The sequence below is a fragment of the Pseudomonas sp. KB_12 genome (genome assembly GCF_052114545.1).
In the GTDB taxonomy this organism is placed as follows: Bacteria; Pseudomonadota; Gammaproteobacteria; order Pseudomonadales; family Pseudomonadaceae; genus Aquipseudomonas; species Aquipseudomonas brassicacearum.
In genome coordinates this window covers 64357-90589 of the sequence record NZ_JBFREY010000013.1, presented here as the reverse complement: position 1 = coordinate 90589, position 26233 = coordinate 64357, and the positions used below count along the sequence as shown (strand labels likewise).

Sequence of the window (26233 nt, the reverse complement as noted above, 5' to 3'; positions counted from 1 at the left end):
TGCTACAAGGTAGATCGTCGCGGGAGTTGCGCCTTTGACTCGTCAGATAATGTGGATCCAAGCGCCGTTTTTCGGGCAAACTCCATGGTTTTCAACTGTCCACCAAGGCCCTTTCCATGACTCCTTCGTCTTCGGTCGACGAGCAAAGTTTTCGCAAGCTCCTGAGCCGCAATATCAGCCTGCCGCTGGGCATGGGCGCCCTCAGCGCGGTGTTTTTTATCATCCTTGTCACGTACCTGCTGTCGGTGATCCAGTGGGTCGGGCATACCGACCGGGTGATCAATAATGCCAATGAGGCGCTCAAGCTGAGCGTGGACCTGGAAACCGGCATGCGTGGCTACCTGTTGAACGGTGACGAGCACTTTCTCGAGCCCTATGAAGTGGCCAAGCCGCGAATCGCCGTCGCGTTGGATACACTGCTGGAATTGACAGCCGACAACCCCGTCCAGACCGACCGGCTGCACAAGATACAAGCGCTCCAGACGGAATGGTCCACGTACGCCCAGGGCATGATCGACCTGCAACGCAGCAGCGGGGATTACCGGAGTGCGGTGAGGTCCGGGCGCGGCAAGCGCTTGACGGACGAGATCCGCCAAACCTTCGAGGAAATCGTCGATACCGAGCAGCAACTGCGTGCGGCGCGTAGCCAGGACGTGCGCACCACCACCGTCTGGAGCATTGGCCTGTACCTGCTGTTCGTCGCCGCAGTCAGCGGGTTGCTGGCCTACGTCGGCCGCCGGGATCTGTTGAGCTTGTCCGAGAGCTACGGCGCCAGCCTGAAGGTCCAGCAACGCAGCGCATTGCACCTGGAGAAGCAGGCTTGGCTGCGCAATGGCCAGACGCAGTTGGCCGAGCAGGTCCTGGGGCAGTTGTCCCTGAACCTGTTGGGCCGCAACATCTTGCAGTTCTGTGCAAAGTACCTGGGTGTGGCGGTCGCTGCGCTCTATGTGCGGGAAGAAAATGGCGTGCTCAAGCGCGTCGCCAGCTATGGCTTGTCCCGGGAGGATGACGCGCAGCAGCAGGTGATCGTCGACGGTGAAGGTATCGCTGGCCAAGCCGTCCGACAGGGGCGTCTCATCCGGTTGGATGACGTACCGGACGATTACCTGAAAGTCAGCTCCGGCTTGGGGCAAGGGCTGCCCAACAGCGTGCTGGTGGCGCCCACCAGTGACGATGACCGGATCAACGGTATCATCGAGTTGGGCTTCCTGCGGCCATTGACCGAGCGCGACATTGAGCTGCTGGAGCTGATTTCCGGCAATATCGGCACCTCCATCGAGGCCGCGCGTTATCGCCAGCGCTTGCAGGAGGTGCTGGCCGAAACCCAGCAGTTGAACGAAGAACTGCAAGTGCAGCAGGAAGAGCTCAAGACCGCCAATGAAGAATTGGAAGAGCAGTCGCGCATTCTCAAGGAATCCCAGGCCCACCTGGAAGCCCAGCAGCAGGAACTGGAGCAGACCAACGAGCAATTGGCCGATCAGCGCGACGCCATGGACCAGAAGAACAGCGAACTGAACCTGGCCCAGATCCAGTTGCAGGAGCGCGCCGAAGAGCTGCAGCGTTCGAGCAAGTACAAATCCGAGTTCCTGGCCAACATGTCCCACGAGCTGCGTACGCCGCTCAACAGCTCGCTGATCCTGTCCAAGCTGCTGGCGGAAAACCCGCAGCAGAACCTCAGCGAGGAACAGGTCAAGTTTGCCGAGTCGATCTACTCCGCCGGCAACGACCTGTTGAACCTGATCAACGATATTCTCGACATCTCCAAGGTCGAGGCCGGAAAGCTGGAAGTGCGCCCGGAAAACACCAGCGTGCAGCGTCTGGTGGAAGGCCTGCGGGACATGTTCGAGCCGTTGGCGGCCGACAAGGGCCTGGATTTCGAGGTCCAGGTGCTGCCCGATGCGCCAGCGATGCTCTACACCGACCGCCAGCGCCTGGAGCAGGTGATCAAGAACCTGCTGTCCAATGCCGTGAAGTTCACCGAGCAAGGCACCGTCAGCCTGTTGGTGGCCGGGCAGCCGGGCTCGGGCATCGCGTTCATGGTGCGCGACTCCGGGATTGGCATCGCCGCCGATCAGCAGCAAAGCATCTTCGAAGCATTCCGCCAGGCCGATGGCACGACCAATCGTCGTTACGGTGGCACCGGCCTGGGCTTGTCGATTTCCCGGGACCTGGCCACGTTGCTGGGCGGCTCGATCTGCGTTTCCAGCGAGCCGGGGCAGGGCAGCGTGTTTACGCTGGTAATGCCTGAGCGTTATGTCGAGCCCGGGGACTCGCCGATAGAACCGATGACATTCACCCCCACGGCCACCGCGCCAGCGCCGGCTGCGCCAACAGCCGCACCGGCACCGCTGATCGCTGAAGTGGAGACACCGATTGCCCGCTTTGCCGACGACCGCGACAAGGCGCCGTTCGACACCCGGTGCATCCTGGTGATCGAGGACGAGCCCAAGTTCGCCCGGATCCTGTTCGACCTGGCCCATGAACTCGGGTACCAGTGCCTGGTGGCCCACGGTGCCGATGAAGGCTTCGACCTGGCTTCGCAACTGGCCCCCGACGCGATCCTGCTGGACATGCGCCTGCCGGACCATTCCGGGCTGACGGTGTTGCAGCGGCTCAAGGAGCAGGCCGACACCCGGCACATCCCGGTGCACGTGATTTCCGTCGAAGACCGCGTCGAAGCCGCCATGCACATGGGCGCCATCGGCTATGCCGTCAAGCCGACCACCCGCGAAGAACTCAAGGATGTGTTCGCCCGCCTGGAGGCCAAGCTGACCCAGAAGGTCAAGCGGGTGCTGCTGGTGGAGGACGATGACCTGCAGCGTGACAGTATTACCCGGCTGATCGGCGACGATGACATCGAGATCACCGCCGTTGGCCTGGCCCAGCAAGCCCTGGACCTGCTGCGGACCAACGTCTACGACTGCATGATCATCGACCTCAAGTTACCGGACATGCTCGGCAATGACCTGCTCAAGCGCATGTCCAGCGAAGACATCTGTTCCTTCCCGCCGGTGATCGTCTACACCGGGCGCAACCTGACACGCGACGAAGAGGCCGAACTGCGCAAGTATTCGCGCTCGATCATCATCAAGGGCGCCCGTTCGCCAGAGCGCCTGCTGGACGAGGTGACACTCTTTCTGCACAAAGTCGAATCCCGGTTGTCCCATGAACGGCAGCGGATGCTCAAGACCGCCCGCAGCCGCGACAAGGTGTTTGAAGGCCGCAAGGTGCTGCTGGTGGACGACGATGTGCGCAACATCTTTGCTCTGACCAGCGCCCTGGAGGCGAAGGGGGCGATCGTTGTCATTGGCCGTAACGGCTTCGAGGCGATCGATCGCCTGAACGAATTCGACGACATCGACCTGGTGCTGATGGATGTAATGATGCCGGAGATGGACGGTTTCGAAGCCACCGCGCTGATCCGCAAGGATCCGCGCTGGCGCAAGCTGCCCATTATTGCCGTGACGGCCAAGGCCATGAAGGATGATCAGGAACGCTGCCTGGCGGCGGGTTCCAACGACTACCTGGCCAAACCGATCGATCTGGATCGTCTGTTCTCGCTGATTCGCGTGTGGTTGCCGAATATGGAAAGAATTTAGTGGAACGTGACACCGACATTGAACTTCGTTTGTTGATCGAAGCGATCTACCTCAAGTACAGCTACGATTTTCGCGACTATTCCGGTGCGTCCATCAAGCGCCGGGTCCACCATGCGCTGAGCCAGTTCGAGTGCAAGACCATTTCGGCCTTGCAGGAGCGTGTGCTGCATGACCCGGGGGCGTTCATGCAGTTGCTGCAACTGCTGACGATCCCGGTCAGCGAGATGTTTCGCGACCCCTCGCATTTCCTCGCTATCCGCGAGGAAATCGTGCCGCTGCTCAGGACGTATCCGTCGATCAAGATCTGGATCGCCGGTTGCAGCACAGGGGAGGAGGTCTACTCCATGGCGATCCTGCTGCGCGAAGAAGGCCTGCTGGACCGCACGCTCATCTATGCCACCGATATCAACCCGCGCTCGTTGGAAAAAGCCAAGCAGGGGATTTTCTCCCTGGAGAACGTGCGCACCTATACCCAGAACTACCAGGCCGCCGGAGGCCGGCGCTCGTTTGCCGATTACTATACCGCCGCCTACGATTATGCGATGTTCGACAAAACCCTGTGCGAGAACGTGACCTTTGCCGATCACAGCCTGGCGACCGACAGTGTCTTTTCAGAAACTCAGTTAATTTCCTGTCGTAATGTATTGATATATTTCAATAAAAAACTACAGGATCGGGCGTTTGGATTGTTTCATGAGTCCCTTTGTCACCGTGGTTTCCTGGTATTGGGCAGTAAGGAGACGTTGGATTTCTCGGCTTACGGCCATCGATTCGAGCCGTTGGTCAAACAGGAACGGATCTATCGCAAGTTATGAACCAGACGAAGGACAGATCCAACCCGCCCATCGAGGCCATTGTCGTCGGTGCATCGGCCGGTGGCGTCGAAGCGTTGCTCAGGGTCTTCGGACACCTGCGCAAAGGCTTTGGCGTGCCCATCCTGGTGGTATTGCATTTGCCGGACGAGCGCGAAAGCCAGCTGGCCCGTGTCTTCGGACATCGTCTGGCGGTGCCGGTGGAGGAAGCCCGGGACAAGCAAGACATCGTGCCGGGAACCTTGTATGTCGCCACGCCTGGCTATCACTTGTCGGTCGAGGCAGACCGTAGCCTGTCGTTGAGCCTGGAGGAACCGGTGCATCATTCGCGGCCGTCCATCGATGTGTTGTTTGAATCGGCCGCCGATGTCTATGGCCAGAAACTGCTGGCCGTGGTGCTGACCGGCGCCAACAACGATGGCGCCTGTGGCTTGGCGAAGGTCAGGGCGCTGGGCGGGATCACGGTGGTCCAGGACCCCGATGAAGCCCAGGTCTCGACCATGCCCGAAGCGGCGCTGGCCCTGCACGAGCCCGACCATATCCTTACTTTGCAAGGCATCGGCCAATTGCTGGCCGGGCTGGAATGAACCACATGCCAAGAGATATTCAAGCCAAACTGCTGATCGTCGATGATCTGCCTGAGAATCTGTTGGCCCTGGAAGCGTTGATCAAGGGGGGCGACCGCGAGGTCTTCAAGGCCCTGTCGGCGGACGAAGCTTTGTCCCTGCTGCTGCAACACGACTTTGCCCTGGCCATCATCGATGTGCAGATGCCGGAGATGAACGGTTTCCAACTGGCCGAGCTGATGCGCGGCACGGAGAAGACCCGCAGCATCCCGATCATTTTCGTCAGTGCCGCAGGTCGTGAACGCAATTATGCCTTCACCGGTTATGAAAACGGTGCGGTGGACTTCCTGCACAAGCCGCTGGACACCCAGGCGGTCAAAAGCAAGGTCAATGTGTTCGTCGAGTTGTACCGTCAACGAAAGGCCATGAAGGAGCAGGTCGTAGCCCTTGAGCAGAGTCGCCGCGAGCAGGAGGTTCTGTTGCAGCAACTGGAGGCCACCCGTGGCGAGCTGGAGCAGGCTGTGCGCATGCGTGACGATTTCATGTCCATCGTCGCCCACGAGGTGCGCACGCCCCTCAATGGCCTCATTCTCGAAACACAACTGCGCAAGATGCACCTGGCCCGGGACAACGCCGCAGCCTTCAGCCTGGACAAGGTGCGGGCGATGGTCGAGCGCGACGAGCGGCAGATCAAGAGCCTGATCCGGCTGATCGAGGACATGCTGGATGTCTCGCGGATTCGCACCGGCAAACTGTCGATCCGTCCAACCCGTTTCAACCTGACAGCATTGGTGGAAAACCTGCTGCGCAATTTCCAGCCGCAGATCGCCGTCGCCGAATGCTCGTTGACCTGCTTGGCCGAACCCTCGGTGGAAGGGCTTTGGGATGAGTTTCGTATCGAGCAGGTGATCTCGAACTTGTTGACCAATGCGTTGCGCTACGGTGGCAAGGGCCCGATCGAGGTGCGCGTCTACAAGACGCCCGACCACGCCTGTATCGAGGTCCAGGATCATGGCATCGGTATCAGCGAGGAAAACCAGAAACGTATCTTCCAGCAATTCGAGCGCGTATCGTCCAAGGCGGCCGCTGCTGGCCTCGGGCTGGGGCTGTTCATTTCCGAGCAGATTGTCGCGGCCCATGGCGGGACAATCACGGTCAACAGTCGCCTCAATGAAGGGGCCTTGTTTCGTGTTTGCCTGCCTTTGCAGAAAACTGTCTTGGACAAAACCGCCGAACAGACGCAACCTCTGCGAGACCCCAAGGTCGTATCAGCAGCTATTGATCGAACAAAGGCTTCTCATGAGTGAAGATGCGCAAGATGTTGTATTGATCGTCGAGGATGACCCATCGATCCTGATGGTGTTGTCGGCCTACCTGTCGGGCGAGGGATACCGGGTGCTACAGGCCGAAAACGGTGCCCAGGCGTTCGAGATCCTGGCGAGCAAGCCTCATCTGGACATGATGATTACCGATTTCCGCCTGCCGGGTGGTATCTCCGGGGTGCAGATCGCCGAGCCTGCGGTCAAGTTGCGTCCAGAGCTGAAGGTCATTTTCATCAGTGGCTACGCGCAGGAAGTGCGCGACACTGACAGCCCCATTACCCGCAAGGCGCCGATCCTGGACAAGCCGTTCGACCTGGATGAGCTGCAGAGCATCATGCAGTCGATGTTGTCGTAGGTTTCAAAAGTATTGTTTGGATTGGGCAAGGCTTTTGTGGGAGCAAGGCTTGCCCGCGATGAGGGCTGCTCGGTCTTTCTGAAACCGAGGTGACTTCATCGCGAGCAAGCTTTGCTCCCACAGAATCAAGGATCTTCCCACAGAGTTAAGGACCTTCTCACTGAATCAAGGAACCGTGATCATCTCCCGCACCTTGGCCGTCAACAAATCAAACGTGAACGGCTTGGTTATCATCTGCATCCCCGGGTCCAGGAAACCGCCGCGTACCGCTGCATGTTCCGCGTAGCCGGTGATGAACAGTACCCGCAGGTCCGGACGGATCTGCCGGCCGATTTCCGCCAGTTGCCGGCCATTCATGCCGGGCAGGCCCACGTCGCTGATCAGCAGGTCGATGCGTTGGCCTGACTGGAGGATTGGGACTGCGCCGTTGGCGTCGGCCGCTTCCACGAAGGCATAGCCCAGTTCGCTCAACACCGCGCTCACCAGCACTCGCACCGCTGGATCGTCCTCGACGATCAGCACGGTCTCACCGTCCTGCGCATACGGTGCGTGTGGGGTGGTGACCTGGGGCTCGTGTATTTGCTCACCGCGAAAGCGCGGCAGGTAAAGGTTCACAGTGGTGCCTTTGTCGACTTCGCTGTCGATGGTCACATGCCCGCGCGATTGCTTGCTGAACCCATAGATCATCGACAGGCCCAGCCCCGTGCCCTGGCCGATTGGCTTGGTGGTGAAGAACGGATCGAACGCACGACCGATGATCGCTTCGGGCATGCCGCAACCGCTGTCCTGCACGCTCAGCACCACATAGTCGCCGGGTGCCAGGTTGGTGTAGGCGTCGGTGAAATCGGCGTCCAGGTGCTGGTTGCAGGTCTTTACCACCAGGTTCCCGCCATTGGGCATGGCATCCCGGGCGTTGAGGACCAGGTTGAGCAGGGCGCTCTCCAGTTGGTTGGGGTCGGCTTCGGCGACCCAGAGCTGCTCGTCCAGCTGCATGTCCAGGCGGATGCTTTCGTTGAGGCTGCGTTGCAGCAACTCGCCCATGGACAGCACCAGCGTATTCATCTGGACGGCCTTGGAGTCCAGTGATTGCCGACGGGAAAACGCCAGCAGGCGATGGGTCAGGCCGGCGGCGCGGTTGGCCGAGGTCACGCCCAGGTCGATGAGGCTGTCCAGGTCCTCGGTGCGGCCCCGGGCCAGGCGCCGACGCAGCAGTTCGAGGCTGCCGATGATCCCGGTGAGCATATTGTTGAAGTCATGGGCGATACCGCCGGTGAGTTGGCCGACCGCTTCCATTTTCTGCGACTGGCGCAGGGCTTCTTCGTTATGGCGCAACTGGGCGGTGCGTTCTTCCACCTGCTGCTCGAGGGTTTCAAGGGTGGTTTGCAGGCGCAGTTCGCTGTTGCTCAGGTCGATCAGGCGGTCGCGGGCTTCGTACTGCCTTCGACGGCCGCGCAGGGCGGTGGTCACCAGGCTGATCAGGGTCACTGGGTGGAAAGGGCGCTCGAGGAAGGTCACGTTGCCCAGTTGCGTACCGATACGCGCCGCCGGGTTCTGTTCCGGGCCGCCGTGATGGGTCAGCAAGACAATGGGCAGGTCAGACCAGGCCGGCTGCTGTTCGATGTGCAGGAACAGCGCTTCCAGATCGGGCCCCACCAGGGCTTCCGAGGAAATCACCAGCAGGCCGGCGCCTTTTTCCAATTCTTCGCACAAATGGCCCAGATGACGGCAAATGAGGCCGGCGAAACCGGCTTCATTGAGGATCATCAAGGCGATCTGGCTGTCCCGTCCCAGCGGCGCGAGGATCAGCGCCCGCTCGGACAGGGGCTCGGCCAGCGTCACCGGGGTTCATCCCCGAGCAGCGGGTTGCTCTCGCCCATGTAAGTGGGAACCCCTCGCAGGACGCCTTGGAACGCCTCGAGCGGCTCGCCGATGGTCATGCCCAAGCCGCTGATGCGATATTCGCGGATGGTCGACTCATGGCTGCCGGTGCGTTTCTTGATGATGGAAATCGCCCGGCGCACCTTGCCCAGTGCTTCGAAATAACGCAAAAGAATCACCGTGTCAGCCAGGTAAGTAATGTCCACGGGCGCCTGCATGTCGCCGACCAGACCGTGCTGTGCAACAGTCATGAAGGTCGCCGCGCCCTTGCGGTTGAGGTAGAGCAACAATTCATGCATGTGCAGGACCAGGGCGTTCTCTTCCGGCATGGCCGCCTGATAGCCATTGATGCTGTCGATGACTACGGTCTTGATATCGCCCTCATCGACACAACGGCGCACGCGGTGGGAGAACTCGCCAGGGGACAGCTCGGCGGCGTCCACTTGTTCGATCAGCAGGTTGCCGGTCTCTTGCAGGGCCTGCAGGTCGATGCCGATGTTTTTCATGCGTTCGAACAGCAAGCCCAGTTCTTCATCGAAGATGAACAGCGCGGCCTTCTCGCCACGATGCACGGCGGCTGCAGCAAAAATCAGCGAGATCAGCGACTTGCCGGTCCCCGCCGGGCCCAGGATCAACGTACTGGAGCCGGTCTCGATACCGCCACCCAGCAGCGCGTCCAGTTCGCCGATGCCGCTGGAGAGTTGCTGGCGCAGGTATTGGCCTCGGTGTTCGGCGGCCACCAGGCGTGGGAAGACGTGTACGCCGTCGCCCATGATGGTGAAGTCATGGTAACCGCCGCGGTATTTCTGCCCGCGATACTTGACCACCCGGATACGCCGCCGTTCGGCGCCATAGTTGGGGGTCAGTTCTTCCAGGCGAATCACCCCGTGGGCGACACTGTGGACCGTCTTGTCGAGGGACTCGGTGGTCAGGTCGTCGAGCAACAGGACCGTGGCGTCGTAACGCACGAAGTAGTGCTTGATCGCGAGGATCTGGCGACGATAGCGCAAGGAGCTTTGCGCCAGCAGGCGAATCTCCGACAGGCTGTCGAGCACCACCCGGGTCGGCTTGACCCGTTCGACCACTTCGAAGATCTGCCGGGTCGCCTCGCCCAGCTCCAGGTCCGAGGAGTACAGCAGGCTCTGCTGGTGCTCGGCATTGAGCAGGCTTTCGGGCGGGGTCAGTTCGAAAATATGAATGTTGTCGTCCAGCGTCCACCCGTGGGAGGTTGCGCCCTGACGCAGTTCACGCTCGGTTTCCGATAGCGTGATGTACAACGAGCGCTCGCCAGCCTTGGCGCCGGCCAACAGAAAATGCAGCGCGACCGTGGTCTTACCAGTCCCCGGTTCCCCCTCAAGCAGGAACACATGGCCGCGGGACAAACCACCGGAAAGGACATCGTCCAGTCCTTCGATGCCGGTGGCGGCTTTTGCACTGATCAACTCGTTAGATGTAGACAAAAATAGCCCTCTCATGACTAGGGAAGTGGGCAGCAGGCGGGGTAACGCCTGAATTCAACTGCCTGAACACTTGACCTTTGGCGGTGATGGCGGTTCCGCTTACATCGATAAAACGCGGTGTATTGCACAACTTTGTAGGAGCTGTCGAGCGAAGCGAGGCTGCGATCTTGTCCCGGACAATTGAGTCGCAAGTGAAAGATTAAGATCAAAAGATCGTCCGAACGCGGCCCGAGCCTTCGGCAGCTCCTACAGACCCTGTTGCAGCGCCGGGTCGTCGGGGTTCAACTGTTCAAGTTGCGCCAGCAGGATTTGAACATTCTGCAACTGGCCGGTCTCCTTCCAATAGTTGATCAGCAGCACCCGAGCCTTGCGGTCGGCGGGGTAGCGCTGGACGATTTCCTGCAGCTGTTTCTGCGCCGCTTCCACTTCCTGCTCGGCATGCAGGGTGGTCGCCAGGTCATAGCGGTAATGGCGGTTCTCGGGCTCCAGTTCCACCGCTTTTGCCAAGCCGAGCACCGCATACTCGTTCTGGCCGTGTTGCAGCAGCCACATGCCCAGCGCATGTTGCAGATAAGCCGACGCTGGCTGGGTTTGCAACTGTCGGGCGAGCAATAATCGTGCGGCTTCGCTTTGGCCCTGTTTGTCCAGCACCTCGATCTGCATGACCAGCGCTGGCAGGTTGTCCGGTTGCAGGCGCAAGGCCTGTTCAAGGGCCAGTTGGGCTTTCTTCAGTTCGGCGTTGTGCAGGTGCAGTCGGGCGAGCTGGTAGTGGGTCTCAGCGGTTTTCGGACCGTCCTCGAGCACCTGTTCCCAGGTGTCGATGGCTAACTGCATCGCCCCGAAATACAGGCCGAGATCATCCGGCGACAAACCCAGCAGCGCGTTCACGGCGGCGAACCGGACGTTCTGGTCGTCATCGTCCAGGAGCGGGCCGAGCAACAGGCTGCGCTGGCCTGTCGGTACCAGCCCGACAACGCTGCCGATGGCGGCCCGACGCACGTCCGGCGATTCGCTGTGCAGGTCCGCATCCGCCAGCTTCAGGGCTTGGGGGCTGGGGTAGTTGGGCAGTTCGGCGTGCAGCCACACGCGGCGCTTGGGCGAAAGGTCCGGACGCCCCAATTGCTGGTAAAGCATCCGCGCCGCTCCTGGCTGCCCGTTGCGGGCGCTTCCCAAGGCTTCACTGTAGCCTCGCTTGATCGCTTCGGGGATCTGCGGCGTGGTGCTGCGCAGCCATACCGCGACAAGACCAATCACCAACAGGACACAGAGGCTGAGGAGCAGATAGCGGCGGCGAGGCGAGGGCATGCAGGGAATCCATTACCAGAAGCGTGAAATGTCGCAAGCTTCGGTCAGGTGGGGGCTTGAGTCAAACCCTGTGAAGCATCTCATGCGCCCAGGGTAAGCTTGCCCGAGTCAATGTGGGAGCAAGGCTTGCCCGCGATGAGGGCGGCTCATTTAGCATCAACGTAACTGACCCGCCGCTATCGCGAGCAAGCTTTGCTCCCACAGGCGCTCCTACAGGAGGAGGTGGAGGTTAGCGCCAGCCGAAAAAAAGCCCCGCGTCCAAATGAGACGCGGGGCAAAAATTTGGCTGGTTGCGGCCAACCAAAGGAGCTCGGTCGAGAAGGCGATCAGTTGCTGGCAACGGTCTCCGGTTTCCAGCCGCCGCCCAGGGCCTTGTAGATCGCGACGATGCCGCGGTACAGGTCCACTTCGGCCTGGGCCTGGGTGTCTTCGGCGGCCAGGCGTTCGCGCTGGGCGTCGAGCAGCACGAGGAAATCCACAGTGCCTTCGCGGTAGCGAATCTCGGCGAGGTCGGCGGCGGCGCGGCTCGATTCACTCTGGCGGATCAGCGAGATCAACCGTTGTTGGCGCTTGCCGTAATCACTGAAGGCGTTCTCCGATTCTTCCAGGGCCAGCAGTACTTGCTGCTCGTAGGTCGCCAGGGCGCCATCCGCCTCGGCGTCGGCACCGCGCAAGCGAGCCCGCACGCTGCCCAGGTCGAAAGCGGCCCAGGTAATGCTCGGGCCCAACGCCCAGGCGTTGGCCGCCGAGGAGCCGATCTGCGAGCCACGTCCGGCGGTGAAACCGAGGAAACCGCTCAGGCTGACCCGTGGGAACAGGTCGGCCTTGGCCACGCCGATGCGCGCCGTGGCAGCGGCCAGTTGGCGTTCGGCACTGAGAATGTCCGGGCGCCGTTGCAGCAGTTCACCCGGGTCGCCGATGGGCAGGGCCTTGGCGATGGCTGGCAACTGTTTCGGGCTCAGGTCCACGCTGAGCTTGTCCGGACGCTCGCCCAGCAATGTGGCGATGCGATTGCGTTGGCGCACCTGTTCGGCCTGCAGCTGCGGCACGCTGGCTTCCACCGAGGCCAGGCGGGCATCGGCCCGCACCACATCGAGCTGATCACCGACGCCGGCATCACGCAGGCTTTCGGTGATCTTGCGCGAATCCTGCTGGTTCTTCAGGTTCGCCAGGGCGATTTTTTCCCGCAGTTGCGCACCGCGCAATTGACCGTAGGCGTCCACCAGTTCGGCGATCATGGTCACCTGCAACTGATAGAGATCGGCTTCGATCGCCTGCTGATTGGCATCGGTGGCTTCCAGGTTGCGCTGGATGCGTCCGAACAAGTCCAGCTCCCAGGCCATGTCCAGGCCCAGGTCGTAACGCTCGGTATTGACCCGGTCGGTGGTTTGCCCCGGGATCTGGCCTTTGCCCAGGTTGCTGCTGGCACGGCTGGTGATGGTCGGCATGGCGTCATTGCTGGCGTCATCGCGAATCGCCCGGGCGGCCCGCAGACGGGCGAAGGCTACGCGCAACTCGCGGTTGCCTTCCAGGGAGCGGGTCACCAACGCGTTAAGGGTCGGGTCGTCGAACTGCTGCCACCAGATGCCTTCGAACCGGGCACGGTCGAAATTCTTCTGGCCGGCGGCGCCGTCGGTGGCGGTGGTGATATTCGCCGCCTCCGTTTGCGGGGCCTTGTAGTCCGGGCCCACGGCGCAGGCACTCAAGGCCAATACCAGCAAGCTCGGCACAAACGCTTTCAAACTCATTGTTGCGCCTCCAGTTTCAAAGCCCGGGCCGCCTTGCGGGCCTCGCTGCGCTCGACGAAGTTGCGGATCAGTACATAGAACACAGGGGTGAGCAGCAGGCCGAAGAAGGTCACGCCGAGCATCCCGGAGAACACCGCCACACCCATGGCATGGCGCATTTCCGCACCAGCACCGCTGGAGAACACCAGGGGCACCACGCCCATGATGAAGGCGAAGGAGGTCATCAGGATCGGCCGCAGACGCAGGCGGCACGCTTCGAGGACCGCCGCCAGCGGCTTCATGCCTTCGAGCTGTTTATCCTTGGCGAACTCGACGATGAGGATCGCGTTCTTGCAGGCAAGCCCCACCAGTACGATCAAGCCGATCTGGGTAAAGATGTTGTTGTCGCCACCGGAGAGAATCACCCCGGTAATGGCCGACAGCAGGGTCATCGGTACGATCAGGATCACCGCCAATGGCAGGCTCCAGCTTTCGTACTGTGCCGCGAGCACCAGGAACGCCAGTAGTACGCAGAGCGGGAACACGAACAGCGCGGTGTTGCCCGAGAGGATCTGCTGGTACGTCAGGTCGGTCCACTCGTACGTCATGCCGTTGGGCAGTTCGTCCTTGAGCAGTTTCTCGATGGCTTTTTCAGCCTGGCCGGAGCTGTAGCCCGGGGCGGCGGCACCGTTGATTTCAGCGGTGATGAAGCCGTTGTAGTGCATCACGCGGTCTGGCCCCGAGGTATCGCTGACCTTGATGAAGGTCGCCAGCGGGATCATCTCGCCACGGTTGTTGCGCACCTTGAGCTGGCCGATCTGGTCTGACTCGAGACGGAACTGCTGCTCGGCCTGGACGTTGACCTGGTAGGTACGGCCGAAGCGGTTGAAGTCGTTGGCATACAACGAACCCAGGTAGATCTGCAGGGTGTCGAAGATGTCGCTGACGGCCACGCCGTGGGTCTTGGCTTTTTCACGGTCGATGGCGGCATCGACCTGGGGCACGTTCACGGTGTAGCTGGTGAACAACCCGGCCAGTTCCGGCACGCTATGGCTCTTGGTGATGATGTTCATGGTTTCTTTGTACAGCTCGTCGTAGCCCAGGTTGCCCCGGTCTTCGATTTGCAGGCGGAAACCACCGATCGTACCCAGGCCCTGTACCGGCGGCGGCGGGAAGATCGCCATGTAGGCTTCCTGGATCCCGGCGAACTGGCCGTTCAAGGCGCCGGCGATGGCACCGGCCGACATGCTCGGGTCCTTGCGCTCGTCGAAAGGCTTGAGGGTCACGAACACGATGCCGGCGTTCGGGCTGTTGGTGAAACCGTTGATCGACAGGCCTGGGAAGGCCACGGCGCTTTCAACGCCCGGTTGCTTGAGGGCCAGGTCCGACATGCGCTTGATCACGTCTTCGGTACGGTCCAGGCTCGCGGCGTCCGGCAATTGGGCGAAGGCCACCAGGTATTGCTTGTCCTGGCCGGGCACGAAACCGGTCGGGGTGGTGGAGAAACCGAAGAAGGTCAACACCATCAGGCCCGCATAGAGCACCAGGGCGATGCCGCTGCTACGAATCACTCGGGCGACGGTGCCCACGTAACCGTGGCTGGCGCGCTCGAAGAAGCGGTTGAACGGACGGAACAGCCAGCCGCCGAAGAGCTTGTCGAGGAACTTGGAGAAACGGTCCTTGGGCGCGTCATGACCCTTGAGCAATACGGCAGCCAGGGCCGGCGACAGGGTCAGGGAGTTGACTGCCGAAATCACCGTGGAGATGGCAATGGTCAGGGCGAACTGCTTATAGAACTGCCCGGTCAAGCCACTGATGAACGCTGCCGGAACGAACACCGCGCACAGCACCAGGGCGGTGGCGATGATCGGGCCAGTCACTTCGCCCATGGCGCGCTTGGTCGCCTCCACCGGGGTGAGCCCCAGTTCGATGTTTCGCTCGACGTTCTCCACCACCACGATCGCGTCGTCCACCACGATACCGATCGCCAGTACCAGGCCGAACAGCGAGAGGGCGTTCAACGAGAAGCCAAACAGGTGCATTACCGCGAATGTACCGATCAGCGAAACCGGCACCGCCACCAACGGAATGATCGAGGCGCGCCAGGTCTGCAGGAACAGGATCACCACCAGCACCACGAGAATCAGTGCTTCGAACAGGGTATGTACCACTGCCTCGATGGAGCCACGGACGAAGATCGTCGGGTCATAGACGATGCTGTAGTCCATCCCGGCCGGGAAGCCCTTCTTCAACTCTTCCATCTTCTCGCGGACGTCGTTGGAGATCTGGATGGCGTTGGAGCCCGGACGCTGGAAGATCGGAATCGCCACCGCCGGCTGGTTGTCCAGCAACGAACGCAGGGCGTATTGGCTGGAACCCAGTTCGACCCGGGCGATGTCCTTCAGGCGAGTGATCTCACCGTTGGCACCGGAACGAATGATGATGTTCTCGAACTCTTCTTCATTCACCAGGCGACCCTGGGTATTGATCGACAACTGGAAGGCCTGGGCATTCGGCGCTGGCGGTGCACCCAGGGCGCCGGCAGCCACCTGGCGGTTCTGTTCACGGATCGCGGTGACCACGTCGGTGGCGGTCAGGTTGCGCGAAGCGGTCTTGTTCGGATCCAGCCAGACTCGCAGGGAGTAGTCACCCATGCCGAACAGCTGCACATCACCCACGCCGCCCAGGCGCGCCAGCTCATCCTTGATGTTGAGCAGGGCGTAGTTGGACAGGTAGAGCATGTCGTAGCGTTTGTCCGGCGAGGTCAAGTGCACGACCATGGTCAGGTCGGGCGATGCCTTGTCCACCGTGATGCCGATCCGGGTCACTTCTTCCGGCAGCTTGGGCTCGGTCCGGGTGACGCGGTTCTGCACCTGCACCTGGGCGTTGTCCAGGTCGGTGCCCAGGGCAAAGGTGATGGTCAGGGTGATCTTGCCGTCAGCGGTGGATTGCGAGGACATGTACAGCATGTTCTCGACGCCGGTGATGGCTTGCTCCAGGGGCGCGGCCACGGTCTCGCCGATGACCTTGGGGTTGGCGCCCGGGAAGTTGGCGCGCACGACCACGGTCGGCGGCACGACTTCCGGGTATTCGCTGATCGGCAATTGGAACAGCGAGATGGCGCCGGCGATCAGGATCAGCAGCGAAAGCACTGCTGCGAAGATCGGCCGCGAAATGAAGAACTGGGAAAATTTCATCTTGGATTCAGTCCCTTAACCGCGTGGGGTGGCAGCGGCCAATTTGCCTGCCGCCCCTGACGCGTCCTTGGATGGCGCGACTTGGGGCAGGTTGCTGGCTTCGAGCGCTTTACGTTGTTGTGCCAGGGCGGCGATGGTTTCATCGCTGGCCATCGGCACGGTTTCAGGCGTGACCGGTGCACCTGGACGAGCTCGTTGCAGCCCTTTGACGATGATGGTGTCGTTCTTGCTCAGGCCGCTGCGCACGATGCGCAGGCCTTCGATCTTCGGACCCAGTTCGACGGCGCGATAGGCCGGCTTGTTCTCGGCGTCCATCACCAGCACGAATTTCTTGCCCAGGTCGGTGCCGACGGCTTCGTCGTTGATCAGCACGGCGGCGTAAGTGCCGCTGCCCACCAGCTTCAGACGGGCATAGAGGCCTGGGGTGTAGGCGCCGTCCTTGTTGTCGAACACGGCGCGACCGCGGATGGTGCCGGTCTGCGGGTTGACCTGGTTGTCAACGAAGTTCATCTGGCCCTGGTGCGGGTTGCCGTCTTCGTTGGACAGGCCCATGTAGACCGGTGTGGCCTGGCCGCGCTGGCCCTGGCGGGCAAGTTGGGTGTACTTGAGGAAGACACGTTCGTCGGCATCGAAGTAGGCGTAGACCTTGTCCGTGGAGACCACGCTGGTGAGCGGGGTGACGTCGGCGGTCACCAGGTTGCCGGCGGTGATGGCCGCCCGGCTGACGCGACCGCTGATGGGCGAGGTCACCCGGGTGAAGCTCAGGTTCAGCTTGGCCAGGTCCAATTGTGCCTGGATGGCCGCTGCGGCGGCGCGGGCTTCCTGGGCGGCGCTGGTGCGCGAGTCGGCCAGCTCGGCGGAAATGGCATTGCTCAAGCGCAGGCGTTCGCCACGCTGGGCTTCGTTCTCGCTGCGGGTGGCGGTGGCGCGGGCTTGGGCCAGTTGGGCTTCGAGACGACGTACTTCAGCCTGGAAGGGGCGTGGGTCGATCTGGAACAACAGGTCGCCTTTCTTGACCAGTGCACCTTCGGTGAAGGCCACTTCGTCGATCTGCCCGGAAACCCGTGGGCGGATCTCGACGGTTTCCGGCGCTTCAAGGCGCCCGGTGAACTCATCCCATTCGTTGACAGGTTGCTCCAATACCTTGGCCACACTGACTTTGGCCGGCGGCATGGACGCTGCCGTGTCGGGAGTCTTGCCGCAGGCGCTCATCACCAGCACCGCCAGCAGCGCGAGGGGAAAACGCAGTTTTGAAAGTGAATGTTCCATGGATAGCATCCGCCAATGTATTGAGAATGGGCGGATGATGCGTGGCGCAAGGCAGAGGAACGAATCGAATGAAGCAAAGGTAACTATCACTCAGAATGATATAAGCCATCGATAAGGCCTCTAGTCCGGGAGTGCGGGGCACTTTGGACAAAGCAAGGGAAGCCGTGGCGAGGGAGCTTGCTCCCGTGGGGTTCTGTAGGAGCTGGCGAAGCCTGCGATCTTTTGATCTTGATCTTTCGCTCTGGACTCAATGGGCAGGGGAAAGATCGCAGCCTCGTTGCACTCGACAGCTCCTACACAGCTCCTACGGTCGAACGAGAGTAAGAGCGCTTGCTATCAAATGTATTGATGATTGCAGTCTACTGCGGCAAATAAACATCATGGACCCGCTTGACTGTCCCATCCGCGCGAAGCGCTTCAACCGCTTCGCGCAAATCCTCGACCATTTTTGGCGAGCATTGCTTCGAGCAGGCCAGGTAAAGGTCAGCGCTGCTGCCGACCTTGCTCATGAGCAGTTTGCGCTTGGACACCTTCGGCCAGATGTACAGACTCTCCGGCACGCCGTTGAACCAGGCATCGATACGCCCCATCAACAGCATTTGGGCGGGGTTGTCGCCAATGGCCAGCGGATAGATCTGTTCATCGCTGAACCCTTCGGTGCGCAGGATATCTTCCTGTGCGCTGCCCAGGCCGACGCCGATCTTGCGGTAGGTTTCCTTCGCTTGGGCGAAGCTGCTCACGCGCCGCTCAAGGCTGAAAAAAGCGCGCTCCATGGGCATGATCGAGGCGATCCAGGTGAAGCGATCCTCGCGGGTGGGGATGCGCGAGAGGGGTGTGATCAAGTGGTCATGTTCTTCACTGACGTGCTTTTGTGCCCTGGCCCAGGGGAGCACATGGATTTTCACGGCATACCCGGCCTTGGTCATGGCCGCCACGGCGACATCGCCGACGATTCCGTGGCCCCTGGGGTCGTCGACGAATGTCAGCGGCGGTGCGTCGAGGATATGCAGTTCTATCTCCAAGGGTTCACCGCGTGCGTTGCTGACAACCAACAGCGGTAACAACAGACAAAGCCTGGATAGCGCTCTGGTGGGTGCATTCAAGACGCGTTTGCTCGGGCTCATGATCGATACTTCAGGCATGGAAAAGTGGGGGCGTCATTCTACGAGGCGGCGCCGGGAGCAGCGTGCTGCAGGCCGATTTTATGTGATGCGGCGCATCCCGCGCGGGTTCGCCGCAGTCGTTTATCTGGACACGTCAGTCTGTTGCATTGGCCTGACCGCGTGTCTCTGAAGGTATAGATCATCCCGTCGATAAAAACCTTGAGTCGATACCGGATCAAGGCGGTTAATTCAAAGGCCGTTAGCACCCATGCGGATGATTGGAATGTCCACCCACTTTATTTATCGGCAAACCGCTCAAGTAACGGAGCAACGGGTCCGTTACATATTGAGAGGGGGTAAATCTCTGGCCCTCGGCAGTAACCCAGTTTTACCGATCAAGCGTCATCGCCCTCTGCATAAAAGGGGGATCGCAGGTTTCGGTGCGGGGTCAGTAAAGGAAGTTGATAGATGGTGCAAGAATCCCCTGAGGTCGTATCCCGTAAGAACTCGCTCACCACGCGCGCACTGCGTCTTGCCATATTCCGCATTGGCTTGGTGTCGTTGAGCGCGGGGGCGATTTCCTATTATGTCAACTCGACCTCGATCGAAAGAGAGGTGACCGGGCAGTTGCTGTTGTCTACCGAGCAGTCCTTGCAGCGCGAAGCCTTGCCGTTTCGTGAAATCAAGGATCTGCAACAGAACTTTCTCAATGAGTTCAAGGAAATCCTGTCTCGCCCTGGCATGCAAGCCAGGCTGGTGAACGACTTCCAGCAGATATTCTACCGTCACGAAGACGGCTCCTATACGCAGCGCCCTCAGCTGTTCGAAGGCCAGCCGTTGGCCGACGGGCGCCGCTTTGCCGAGATGTCTGCGACCTACGCGCCTGACATCGCGCCCAACGACGACACCAAGGCGCGTTTTGCCCTGTCCTACATCCTGTCCCACAAGTACGGTTCCAGCACCAAGGGCCGTCTATTCAATTTCTACGGCGTGGTGCCCGAAAAAGGCTTCCCCATCTATCAGGACGCCGACATCGCCAAGGTATTCACCTACTCGGGGCCCGAAGCCCTCAAGCTGGAAACCTATGAGTTCTATGAGCGCGGATTCGGCACGCCCGGCAACGACACACTGTTTACCCGCATGTATTGGGATTTCTCCAACAATGCCTGGATGACGACCATCGCCACGCCCGATGTGGCCGATGGGTCCGGCAAGCACCGTATCCTGGCGTGTGTCGATGTGCTGCTTGATGAGCTGATGAAACGTACCGCCAAGCCCGCCATGCACGGTGCGTATAGCACACTGTTCATCGCCAATGATGAAGGCACGCTGATCTACCATCCGGGCGTCATGGAACAGGTCAAGAGCAGCGAGGGCAAGGCATCCATCCAGTCGCTCAAGATGGCTCAATACTACCCGTTGCTCGAAGCCGTTCCCGCGCTGGCGCCTGGCCAGGCGCGGATCGTCCAGACCCAAGACGACATCGTCGCGATAGGCCTCATTGCCGATACGCCTTGGGCGCTGGCTGTCCATTACCCGCGCAAGCTGATGACCCCGGCGGTGCTGGATAACCTGGCGATCGTGGTTATTCTTGGGCTGCTGACCCTGTTGGTGGAAATCTTCATCTTGCGTTCCATTCTGCAAAAACAGGTGGCGGCGCCGCTGTTCCGCTTGATCCAGGCGGCGCGACTCCTTGGGATAAGCAAGGAGCGCCTGCGTGCCCAGCAGTTGCCAACCCACTCCTCTGACGAAATCGGTGAGTTGGCCCGCGCCTTTGCCAAAATGGTCGAGCGGGTCCAGGACGCCCATGAACATCTGGAACTCAAGGTGCAGGGCCGCACCGCCGAACTCGAAAAAGCCAATCGACAATTGTATGAGCTGAGCAACACCGACGGCTTGACCGGTATTGCCAATCGTCGCTATTTCGATGAAGTGCTGCACAGTGAATGGCGGCGCAGCTTGCGTGCAGGCACCGTGCTGTCACTGATGCTGATCGACGTCGACTATTTCAAGAAATATAACGACCACTACGGGCATCAGGCGGGTGACGACTGCTTGCGCAGGGTCGCCCAGGCACTGAAGACCCATGCCCAGCGGGCGGGTGATCGGCTGGCGCGTTACGGCGGCGAGGAATTTGTGCTCATCACCAGCACCAGCACGGGGATCGACAAGGCCTTGGAGCATGCCCAGGCCATTTGCCAAGCGACGCAAGACCTGGCACTGCCCCACGAAATGTCACCGTTCGGCATGGTGACCGTGAGTATTGGCCTGGCAGTGATGGCGTTCATCAAGGAGGGGACGGCAGACGAACTGCTCAAGCAGGCCGATCAAGCCCTTTACAGTGCCAAGGAGCGGGGCCGCAATCAGGTGGTATTGGCCGATAGCTTCGTGAGGAAGATTGTTTGAAGGAAGTGCGCCACGCGTTCTTTTGCGGACAGGACTATGGGATGAGCCCAACGTCGGCCTGGGCTTGCGCCGCAATCAGTTGCACCAGTATCTCCGCCGGTTCGGCAAGGCTTGGTCGAGTTCGATGGACGAGCCCGACATCACGGTGGAAGGTGTGCTCCGCGAGGTCGAGGGCGCGTACACCCTCAGGCCATTTGCGGTGGGTCGCGGTTTGCGGCACCAGGGCCACACCGACGCCGTTTCCAACCAGCTTGATGATGGCCTCCAGTTCATCCAGCTCGCTGACTTCATGCAAGGCGAAATGCATCTTGCGCAGGAAACGGTCCACCTGCCGGCCGCCGAATGACGCCCGGTCATAACGAATGAAGGGTTGGCTGCCAAGCAGTTCGGCCCAGTCGTCTCCGGGGAGCGCGCTCGGAACGATCAGTCGATACGGCTCCAGCGCCAGCGTCATCCAGCGCAGATCGCTTTGCAGCGAGAAAGGCGGGCGGATGATGGCGGCCATGTCGATTTCGCCGGCATCCACCAGGTTGATCAACTCCATCGACACGCCGGGAAGGACCCGCGTGCGGCACTGCGGACATTGCTGGTGAAACCTGGCGAGCGCGTCTGGCAGGAAGGAGCGCTGCACCGAAGCGATAGCGCCAATGTTCACCAGGACACTGGGGGCAAGCCCGGCAGGGCTCGCGCCAAGATTGTCGTAAAGGCGCAACAATTCCTGGGCTTGCAAGAGTATTTGATGGCCCATCCGATTGAGATGAGCCGAGCGTCCCTTGCGGTCGAAAATCTCGAAGCCAAGCTCGGCCTCCAGACGCTGGATCTGCGCGCTGACCGCCGCCTGGGTGAGGCCGATTTTATTGCCTGCGGCAGCGAAAGTACCTTCCCGTGCTACGGCGATAAGGGTCTTGAGTTCTTTGATCATTCACAAATATTAATTGTGTTACTGAGAGAAATATATTGTTTTTCTTGTTTTTAGCCCGGCCTTACGATGGCCCGGTCCTTACAAAAGCAGCAGGAGCCCTGATGAGCCTTTCTCCCTTCCACCTCGCAATCCCTGTTTATGACCTTCCAGGCGCTCGGGCCTTTTATGGCGAGGTGTTTGGGTTGCAAGAGGGCCGCTCCAGCGCCCACTGGGTCGACTTCAACTTCTACGGTCATCAGTTGGTTATTCATGAACAGCCAAAGACCGCTTCCCAAGAGAGTGTCCACAGCAACCCGGTAGATGGGCACGACGTGCCGGTGCCTCACTTCGGCATCATTCTGGGTTGGCAGGAGTGGGAGGCGCTGGCCGAGCGGCTGAAATCCTTTGGCACCGAGTTTGTGATCGAGCCTTACATACGTTTCAAAGGGCAGGTGGGGGAGCAGGCCACGATGTTTCTGTTCGATCCTTGCGGTAATGCGCTGGAATTCAAGGCGTTCAAGGATATGAGCCAGCTTTTCGCGAAATGATCAAAACAAAGGCACGATGGTGTTGTGCCTTTTGATGTCAAGGGAGCAGCTGATTCTGCGCGGGGTTTGCCATTCGTGCCGCGTAGAGCCGGGGCGAACACCCCATGATGCGTTTGAAAGCGGTGCTGAACGCGCTGTCCGACTCATAACCGAGTGACAAGGCGATGGATGATATCGAGTCGTTGGCATTCAACAACTTGTCCGCCGCCAGCAGCATTCGCCAACGTCCCAGGTATTCCATGGGTGAGGTGCCGACCTTCGCCTTGAACCTGAGAGCAAAGCTGGACCGCGATAGTCCGGCGCGCTTGGCTAATGCCTGCAACGTCCAGCGATGGGAGGGTTGACTATGCATGGCTTCGATCGCGGTCCCGATGGTTCTATCGGCCAAGGCGTAAAACCAACCGACATGCTCTGTTGCTCCTTGCGCGAGGTGCGCTCGCAGGGCCTGAATCAGCATGATGTGCGCCAGGTGCTTGACGAGTAATGAACCTCCCGGTTGGTTTTCGCGCAATTCGTATCGCATCCGCTCCAGTGACCAGCGCAGATCGGCCTGCGCCGAGCTGTTGCGAATGTGCACGATAGGCGGGAGCTGGCCCATGAGGAACTGGGCATGTTCGGCGGCTAACGTAAAACGACTGCCGGCAAGAAAACAATCGCCACCGCCGTTGTAGGTCACGATGCCGTCGGCACGAGTCGCAGGAAAGAGGTTGCTGGCATCGACGGTGGGCAAGGCGAGATCGCTAGCCAGGCGAAACCGTCGTCCCCCTGCGGGTATCAGGAAGCAATCGCCGGTCTCCAGCCTTATAGGCTCGGGAATGCCGTCCATGACCAGCCAGCACCGGCCGGAAATAACGGCATTGAATTTGTTGGCGTCAAAGGTGCTGAACTGAATTGCCCATTCTCCGCCAGCGTCCAACCCCGCGGAGGAGTAACTGTGTGGCCTGAAGAGCGAGAGGAGGTCTGAAAGCGGATCCATGGGCATTCCGGACGATGGCAAAGAAACTTGGGACGCTGGAGCATAGATCGTATCGATCCTCGCGACTACTGTGTGCGCACTCAGGCCTGTTGATACGGCCTGTCGAATGGAGTGCATCATGATAGTTGTCACCGCCCCAACCAGTAATATTGGTAGCCAGGTGCTTGAACGGCTTCTCGCTGAACGTGCGTCGGTTCGTGTGATAGCCCGCGATCCTTCGCGGCTGCCCGCGCATACCCTGGAGCGCGTCGAAGTCGTTGCGGGTTCTCACAGCGATGACGAGGTTGTCGATCGTGCTTTTCGAGGCGCCGACTCGGTGTTCTGGCTGGTTCCCCCTGATCCTCGTGCGCTCAGTGTCGAGGCGGCTTACCTGGACTTCAGCCAGGCGGCTTGTCGCGCGATCAAGCGCCATGCTGTCGGACATGTTGTCGGTGTCTCCGGCCTGGGGCGCGGGGTTGCAGGTAATGCCGGCCTGGTGTCAGCCTCTCTGGCGATGGATGATCTCATCGCCAGCACAGGGGTAAATTATCGTGCACTGGCGATGCCGACGTTCATGGACAACATCCTGCGCCATGTTGACTCCATCAGAGACGCGGGGGTGTTTTACTCGCCAGTGTCAGGGGATCTGAAACTGCCCACCTGCGCCACTCGCGACATCGCCGCCGTTGCTGCCAAGCTGTTGATGGACCGAGACTGGACCGGTTACGACGACGTGCCCGTACTGGGTCCTGAGGACGTGTCGTTCAATGACATGGCGCAAATCATTTCCGAGGTGCTGGGCAAACCTGTGCGTTTCCAGCAAGTGGCCTACAACGATTTCAAGGATGGCTTGCTGGGGGCTGGCATGTCGCCCGCAATGGCGCAGGGTGTGCTGGATATGATGGTCGCGAAGAACAATGGACTCGATAAGGCTCAATTGCGAACGCCTCAATCGACCACGCCGACTCATTTCCGTCAGTGGTGCGAGGAGGTGCTCAAGCCTGCGGTACTGCGTTGAATGTTTCGGCCTCTGTCGTTGCATCCTCTCCAATATCGAAATAAGGCTCTCAGCGATAGGTATCGGTCTGGCCAGAGGCTAGATGGGAAAATAGGCAAATACATGCGAATGCCATTCATGAGTCTTGAGCGGTTTATGACTAAATTACAATTTGGTCACGGATTGTCAACCCTCCTCAGGATGCGTAAGCTGCTCCCATGAACCAGCCCTCAATACCTTCGCCCAGCACCCGCGGCCCCGCCGATCACGACATTCGAAACCAGATTGTCGCGGCGGCCAACGAGCATTTCAGTCAATACGGCTATGGCAAGACCACGGTGTCCGACCTGGCCAAGGCCATCGGGTTCTCCAAGGCCTACATCTACAAGTTCTTCGACTCCAAGCAGGCGATTGGCGAGGCCATCTGCAGCCAGTGCCTGGCAGAAATCGTCGCGGCGGTGGAGCAGGCCATCAGCGAAGACGGGCTTTCAGCGACGGAGCGTTTTCGCCGCCTGGTCAAGGCCCTGATCACCACAGGCGTAAATCTGTTTTTCAATGATCGCAAGCTCTATGACATTGCGGCGTTTTCCGCGTCGGAGCAATGGCCCAGTTCGCAAGTCTATAACGCTCGGATCAAGAGTTTCGTGTTGCAAATCGTGCGCGAGGGACGGGAATTGGGCGAGTTCGAACGCAAGACGCCACTGGACGAAACCGTAGACGCGATCCATCTGGCGCTGCGGCCTTTCGTCAATCCCTTGCTGCTGCAGTACAGCCTCGATTACGTCGAGGTTGCCCCCACGCTCACCTGCAACCTGATCTTGCGCAGCCTCATGCCTTGAGCTGTGGCTGAAGATTGCACCCAGGCCATCGCAGGCGACGCCTTTACCCATCCGATTCACCTCTTGCTCCAGCGGCTGATGGTCGCCTTTATTTATCCAGTTCGTGACTATTGACACAAATGGTCACATGAATAAATATGACGCATCTGCTCTTAGCCTGGGGCGTCGGTATGACGAGCTTTGCCAAACTGCTGCAGCAATTCGATCCAGACGCCCCCTTTGTTTCTCCGCCCAACTGGCAGCAACGTCGTACCATCTTTGGCGGGCTTTCAGCGGCGTTGTCGTTGCAGGCGGTCTTGCGGGAACGTCCGGCGGACTTCCCTGCGTTCAAGTCCGCCCAGGTGTCGTTCATCGCCCCGGTGACACAGGCCCAGACGTTCGATGTAAGCGTGTTGCGCCAAGGGCGATCAGTCACCTCGGTATCAGTCGACTGTCTGTCGGGTGATGACCTGGCGTTGCGCACGATCCTGCTGTTCGCCCAGCCCCGGGCGAGCAGGATTGCGCACGACTCCTGGGGCCGGCCGTTTGTGGCGGGACCGTCCCACTACGCCACCCTGGCGCTGGACAGCAAGATTGCTCCGGCCTGTGCTTATAACTTCGAGATGCGTCCTGCGGGCGGTTCGCTGCCGGTGTCCGGTGCTGAAAGTCCCGAATTATTGATGTGGGTACGCCATCTGGATGCCCAGGGCGTGGACCCGGCCGTTGCCCTGATTGCACTGGCTGACAGTTTGCCGCCGGCGGCCATGACCTGCTTTACCGAACCCGCCGCTATCAGCTCCGCGTCCTGGATGATTGACCTGCCGCAGCCAGCCGCTGTCGGCGAATGGTTTCTTGTCAGCTCTTTCAGCCAGCAGGCACTGGAAGGGTACTCGCTACAGGACATGGAAATATGGGACGAAAGCGGCCGCCGCGTGCTTTGGGCGCGCCAGACGGTGGCGATTTTTACCTAGTCCAAACAACCCAGGCTGCAGCCCCCAGAGTTCCAATCCAGAGT

Annotated in this window: 19 protein-coding genes; 10 read left to right on the top strand and 9 right to left on the bottom strand. The window is 60.3% G+C overall.

Annotated elements, in window-relative coordinates; all coding sequences use genetic code 11:
• The first annotated feature begins 116 nt into the window (after positions 1-116).
• The 5 genes from AB4Z20_RS12900 to AB4Z20_RS12880 are packed head-to-tail and all read left to right on the top strand — an operon-like array spanning position 117 to position 6654.
• The gene (locus tag AB4Z20_RS12900) at positions 117-3599 is read left to right on the top strand and encodes a response regulator (protein ID WP_442090040.1); all 3483 of its coding nucleotides are present in this window, start codon (positions 117-119) and stop codon (positions 3597-3599) included.
• Entirely contained in the window at positions 3599-4414 is an 816-nt protein-coding gene (locus tag AB4Z20_RS12895) for a CheR family methyltransferase (protein ID WP_253475179.1), read from the top strand. The genes AB4Z20_RS12900 and AB4Z20_RS12895 overlap by 1 nt, the downstream gene beginning before the upstream one ends.
• The gene (locus AB4Z20_RS12890) at positions 4411-4998 is read left to right on the top strand and encodes a chemotaxis protein CheB (protein WP_253475176.1); all 588 of its coding nucleotides are present in this window, start codon (positions 4411-4413) and stop codon (positions 4996-4998) included. The genes AB4Z20_RS12895 and AB4Z20_RS12890 overlap by 4 nt, the downstream gene beginning before the upstream one ends.
• Before the next feature lie 5 nt (positions 4999-5003).
• Positions 5004-6284, top strand: a complete 1281-nt coding sequence (locus AB4Z20_RS12885) for a hybrid sensor histidine kinase/response regulator (RefSeq protein WP_253475173.1) — start codon at positions 5004-5006, stop codon at positions 6282-6284.
• Positions 6277-6654 carry a response regulator gene (locus AB4Z20_RS12880; protein WP_014338183.1) on the top strand — a complete coding sequence of 126 codons (378 nt, stop codon included), beginning with the start codon at positions 6277-6279 and terminating at the stop codon, positions 6652-6654. Before AB4Z20_RS12885 ends, AB4Z20_RS12880 begins: the two co-directional genes overlap by 8 nt.
• 165 nt (positions 6655-6819) lie before the next feature.
• Here AB4Z20_RS12880 and AB4Z20_RS12875 read toward each other — a convergent pair whose 3' ends face one another.
• The 7 genes from AB4Z20_RS12875 to AB4Z20_RS12845 form a co-directional block, all read right to left on the bottom strand.
• Positions 6820-8493, bottom strand: coding sequence for a response regulator (locus AB4Z20_RS12875; protein WP_258688195.1), 1674 nt, complete (start codon positions 8491-8493; stop codon positions 6820-6822).
• On the bottom strand, positions 8490-9992 hold the full coding sequence (locus AB4Z20_RS12870; protein ID WP_442090039.1) for an ATPase domain-containing protein: 1503 nt from the start codon (positions 9990-9992) through the stop codon (positions 8490-8492). The genes AB4Z20_RS12875 and AB4Z20_RS12870 overlap by 4 nt, the downstream gene beginning before the upstream one ends.
• A gap of 246 nt (positions 9993-10238) precedes the next feature.
• Entirely contained in the window at positions 10239-11297 is a 1059-nt protein-coding gene (locus tag AB4Z20_RS12865; RefSeq protein ID WP_214510263.1) for a tetratricopeptide repeat protein, read from the bottom strand.
• A 326-nt stretch (positions 11298-11623) separates the two neighbouring features.
• Positions 11624-13045 (bottom strand): efflux transporter outer membrane subunit, encoded by a 1422-nt coding sequence (locus AB4Z20_RS12860; protein WP_003202299.1) that lies wholly within the window; start codon positions 13043-13045, stop codon positions 11624-11626.
• Complete coding sequence (locus AB4Z20_RS12855; protein WP_253475167.1) at positions 13042-16221, bottom strand: efflux RND transporter permease subunit; 3180 nt, start codon at positions 16219-16221, stop codon at positions 13042-13044. The genes AB4Z20_RS12860 and AB4Z20_RS12855 overlap by 4 nt, the downstream gene beginning before the upstream one ends.
• A 15-nt stretch (positions 16222-16236) precedes the next feature.
• Positions 16237-17490 carry a multidrug efflux RND transporter periplasmic adaptor subunit MexE gene (gene mexE, locus AB4Z20_RS12850; RefSeq protein ID WP_092142931.1) on the bottom strand — a complete coding sequence of 418 codons (1254 nt, stop codon included), beginning with the start codon at positions 17488-17490 and terminating at the stop codon, positions 16237-16239.
• A 359-nt stretch (positions 17491-17849) separates the two neighbouring features.
• Entirely contained in the window at positions 17850-18614 is a 765-nt protein-coding gene (locus tag AB4Z20_RS12845; protein WP_442090038.1) for a substrate-binding periplasmic protein, read from the bottom strand.
• Positions 18615-19061: 447 nt separating this feature from the next.
• Between AB4Z20_RS12845 and AB4Z20_RS12840 the strand changes: the two genes are divergently transcribed.
• Complete coding sequence (locus tag AB4Z20_RS12840) at positions 19062-20999, top strand: GGDEF domain-containing protein (RefSeq protein ID WP_258688190.1); 1938 nt, start codon at positions 19062-19064, stop codon at positions 20997-20999.
• A gap of 34 nt (positions 21000-21033) precedes the next feature.
• On the opposite strand, the gene AB4Z20_RS12835 is transcribed toward AB4Z20_RS12840, so the two are convergent.
• A complete protein-coding gene (locus AB4Z20_RS12835) occupies positions 21034-21921 on the bottom strand; it encodes a LysR substrate-binding domain-containing protein (RefSeq protein ID WP_253475158.1) in 888 nt (295 codons plus the stop codon).
• A gap of 101 nt (positions 21922-22022) precedes the next feature.
• On the opposite strand from AB4Z20_RS12835, the gene AB4Z20_RS12830 reads away from it, so the two are divergent.
• On the top strand, positions 22023-22448 hold the full coding sequence (locus tag AB4Z20_RS12830; protein ID WP_018601473.1) for a VOC family protein: 426 nt from the start codon (positions 22023-22025) through the stop codon (positions 22446-22448).
• Positions 22449-22485: 37 nt separating this feature from the next.
• Here the strand turns inward: AB4Z20_RS12830 and AB4Z20_RS12825 are convergent, their stop codons facing one another.
• Positions 22486-23424: an AraC family transcriptional regulator gene (locus AB4Z20_RS12825; RefSeq protein WP_253475153.1), complete on the bottom strand. Its 939-nt coding sequence runs from the start codon at positions 23422-23424 to the stop codon at positions 22486-22488.
• Between the two features lie 118 nt (positions 23425-23542).
• Between AB4Z20_RS12825 and AB4Z20_RS12820 the strand changes: the two genes are divergently transcribed.
• From AB4Z20_RS12820 to AB4Z20_RS12810, 3 genes are all read left to right on the top strand, one after another.
• Complete coding sequence (locus AB4Z20_RS12820) at positions 23543-24421, top strand: NmrA family NAD(P)-binding protein (protein ID WP_053180084.1); 879 nt, start codon at positions 23543-23545, stop codon at positions 24419-24421.
• Between the two features lie 197 nt (positions 24422-24618).
• Positions 24619-25239: a TetR/AcrR family transcriptional regulator gene (locus AB4Z20_RS12815; RefSeq protein WP_003202289.1), complete on the top strand. Its 621-nt coding sequence runs from the start codon at positions 24619-24621 to the stop codon at positions 25237-25239.
• Positions 25240-25409: 170 nt separating this feature from the next.
• Complete coding sequence (locus AB4Z20_RS12810; RefSeq protein ID WP_442090037.1) at positions 25410-26189, top strand: thioesterase family protein; 780 nt, start codon at positions 25410-25412, stop codon at positions 26187-26189.
• Positions 26190-26233: the final 44 nt, after the last annotated feature.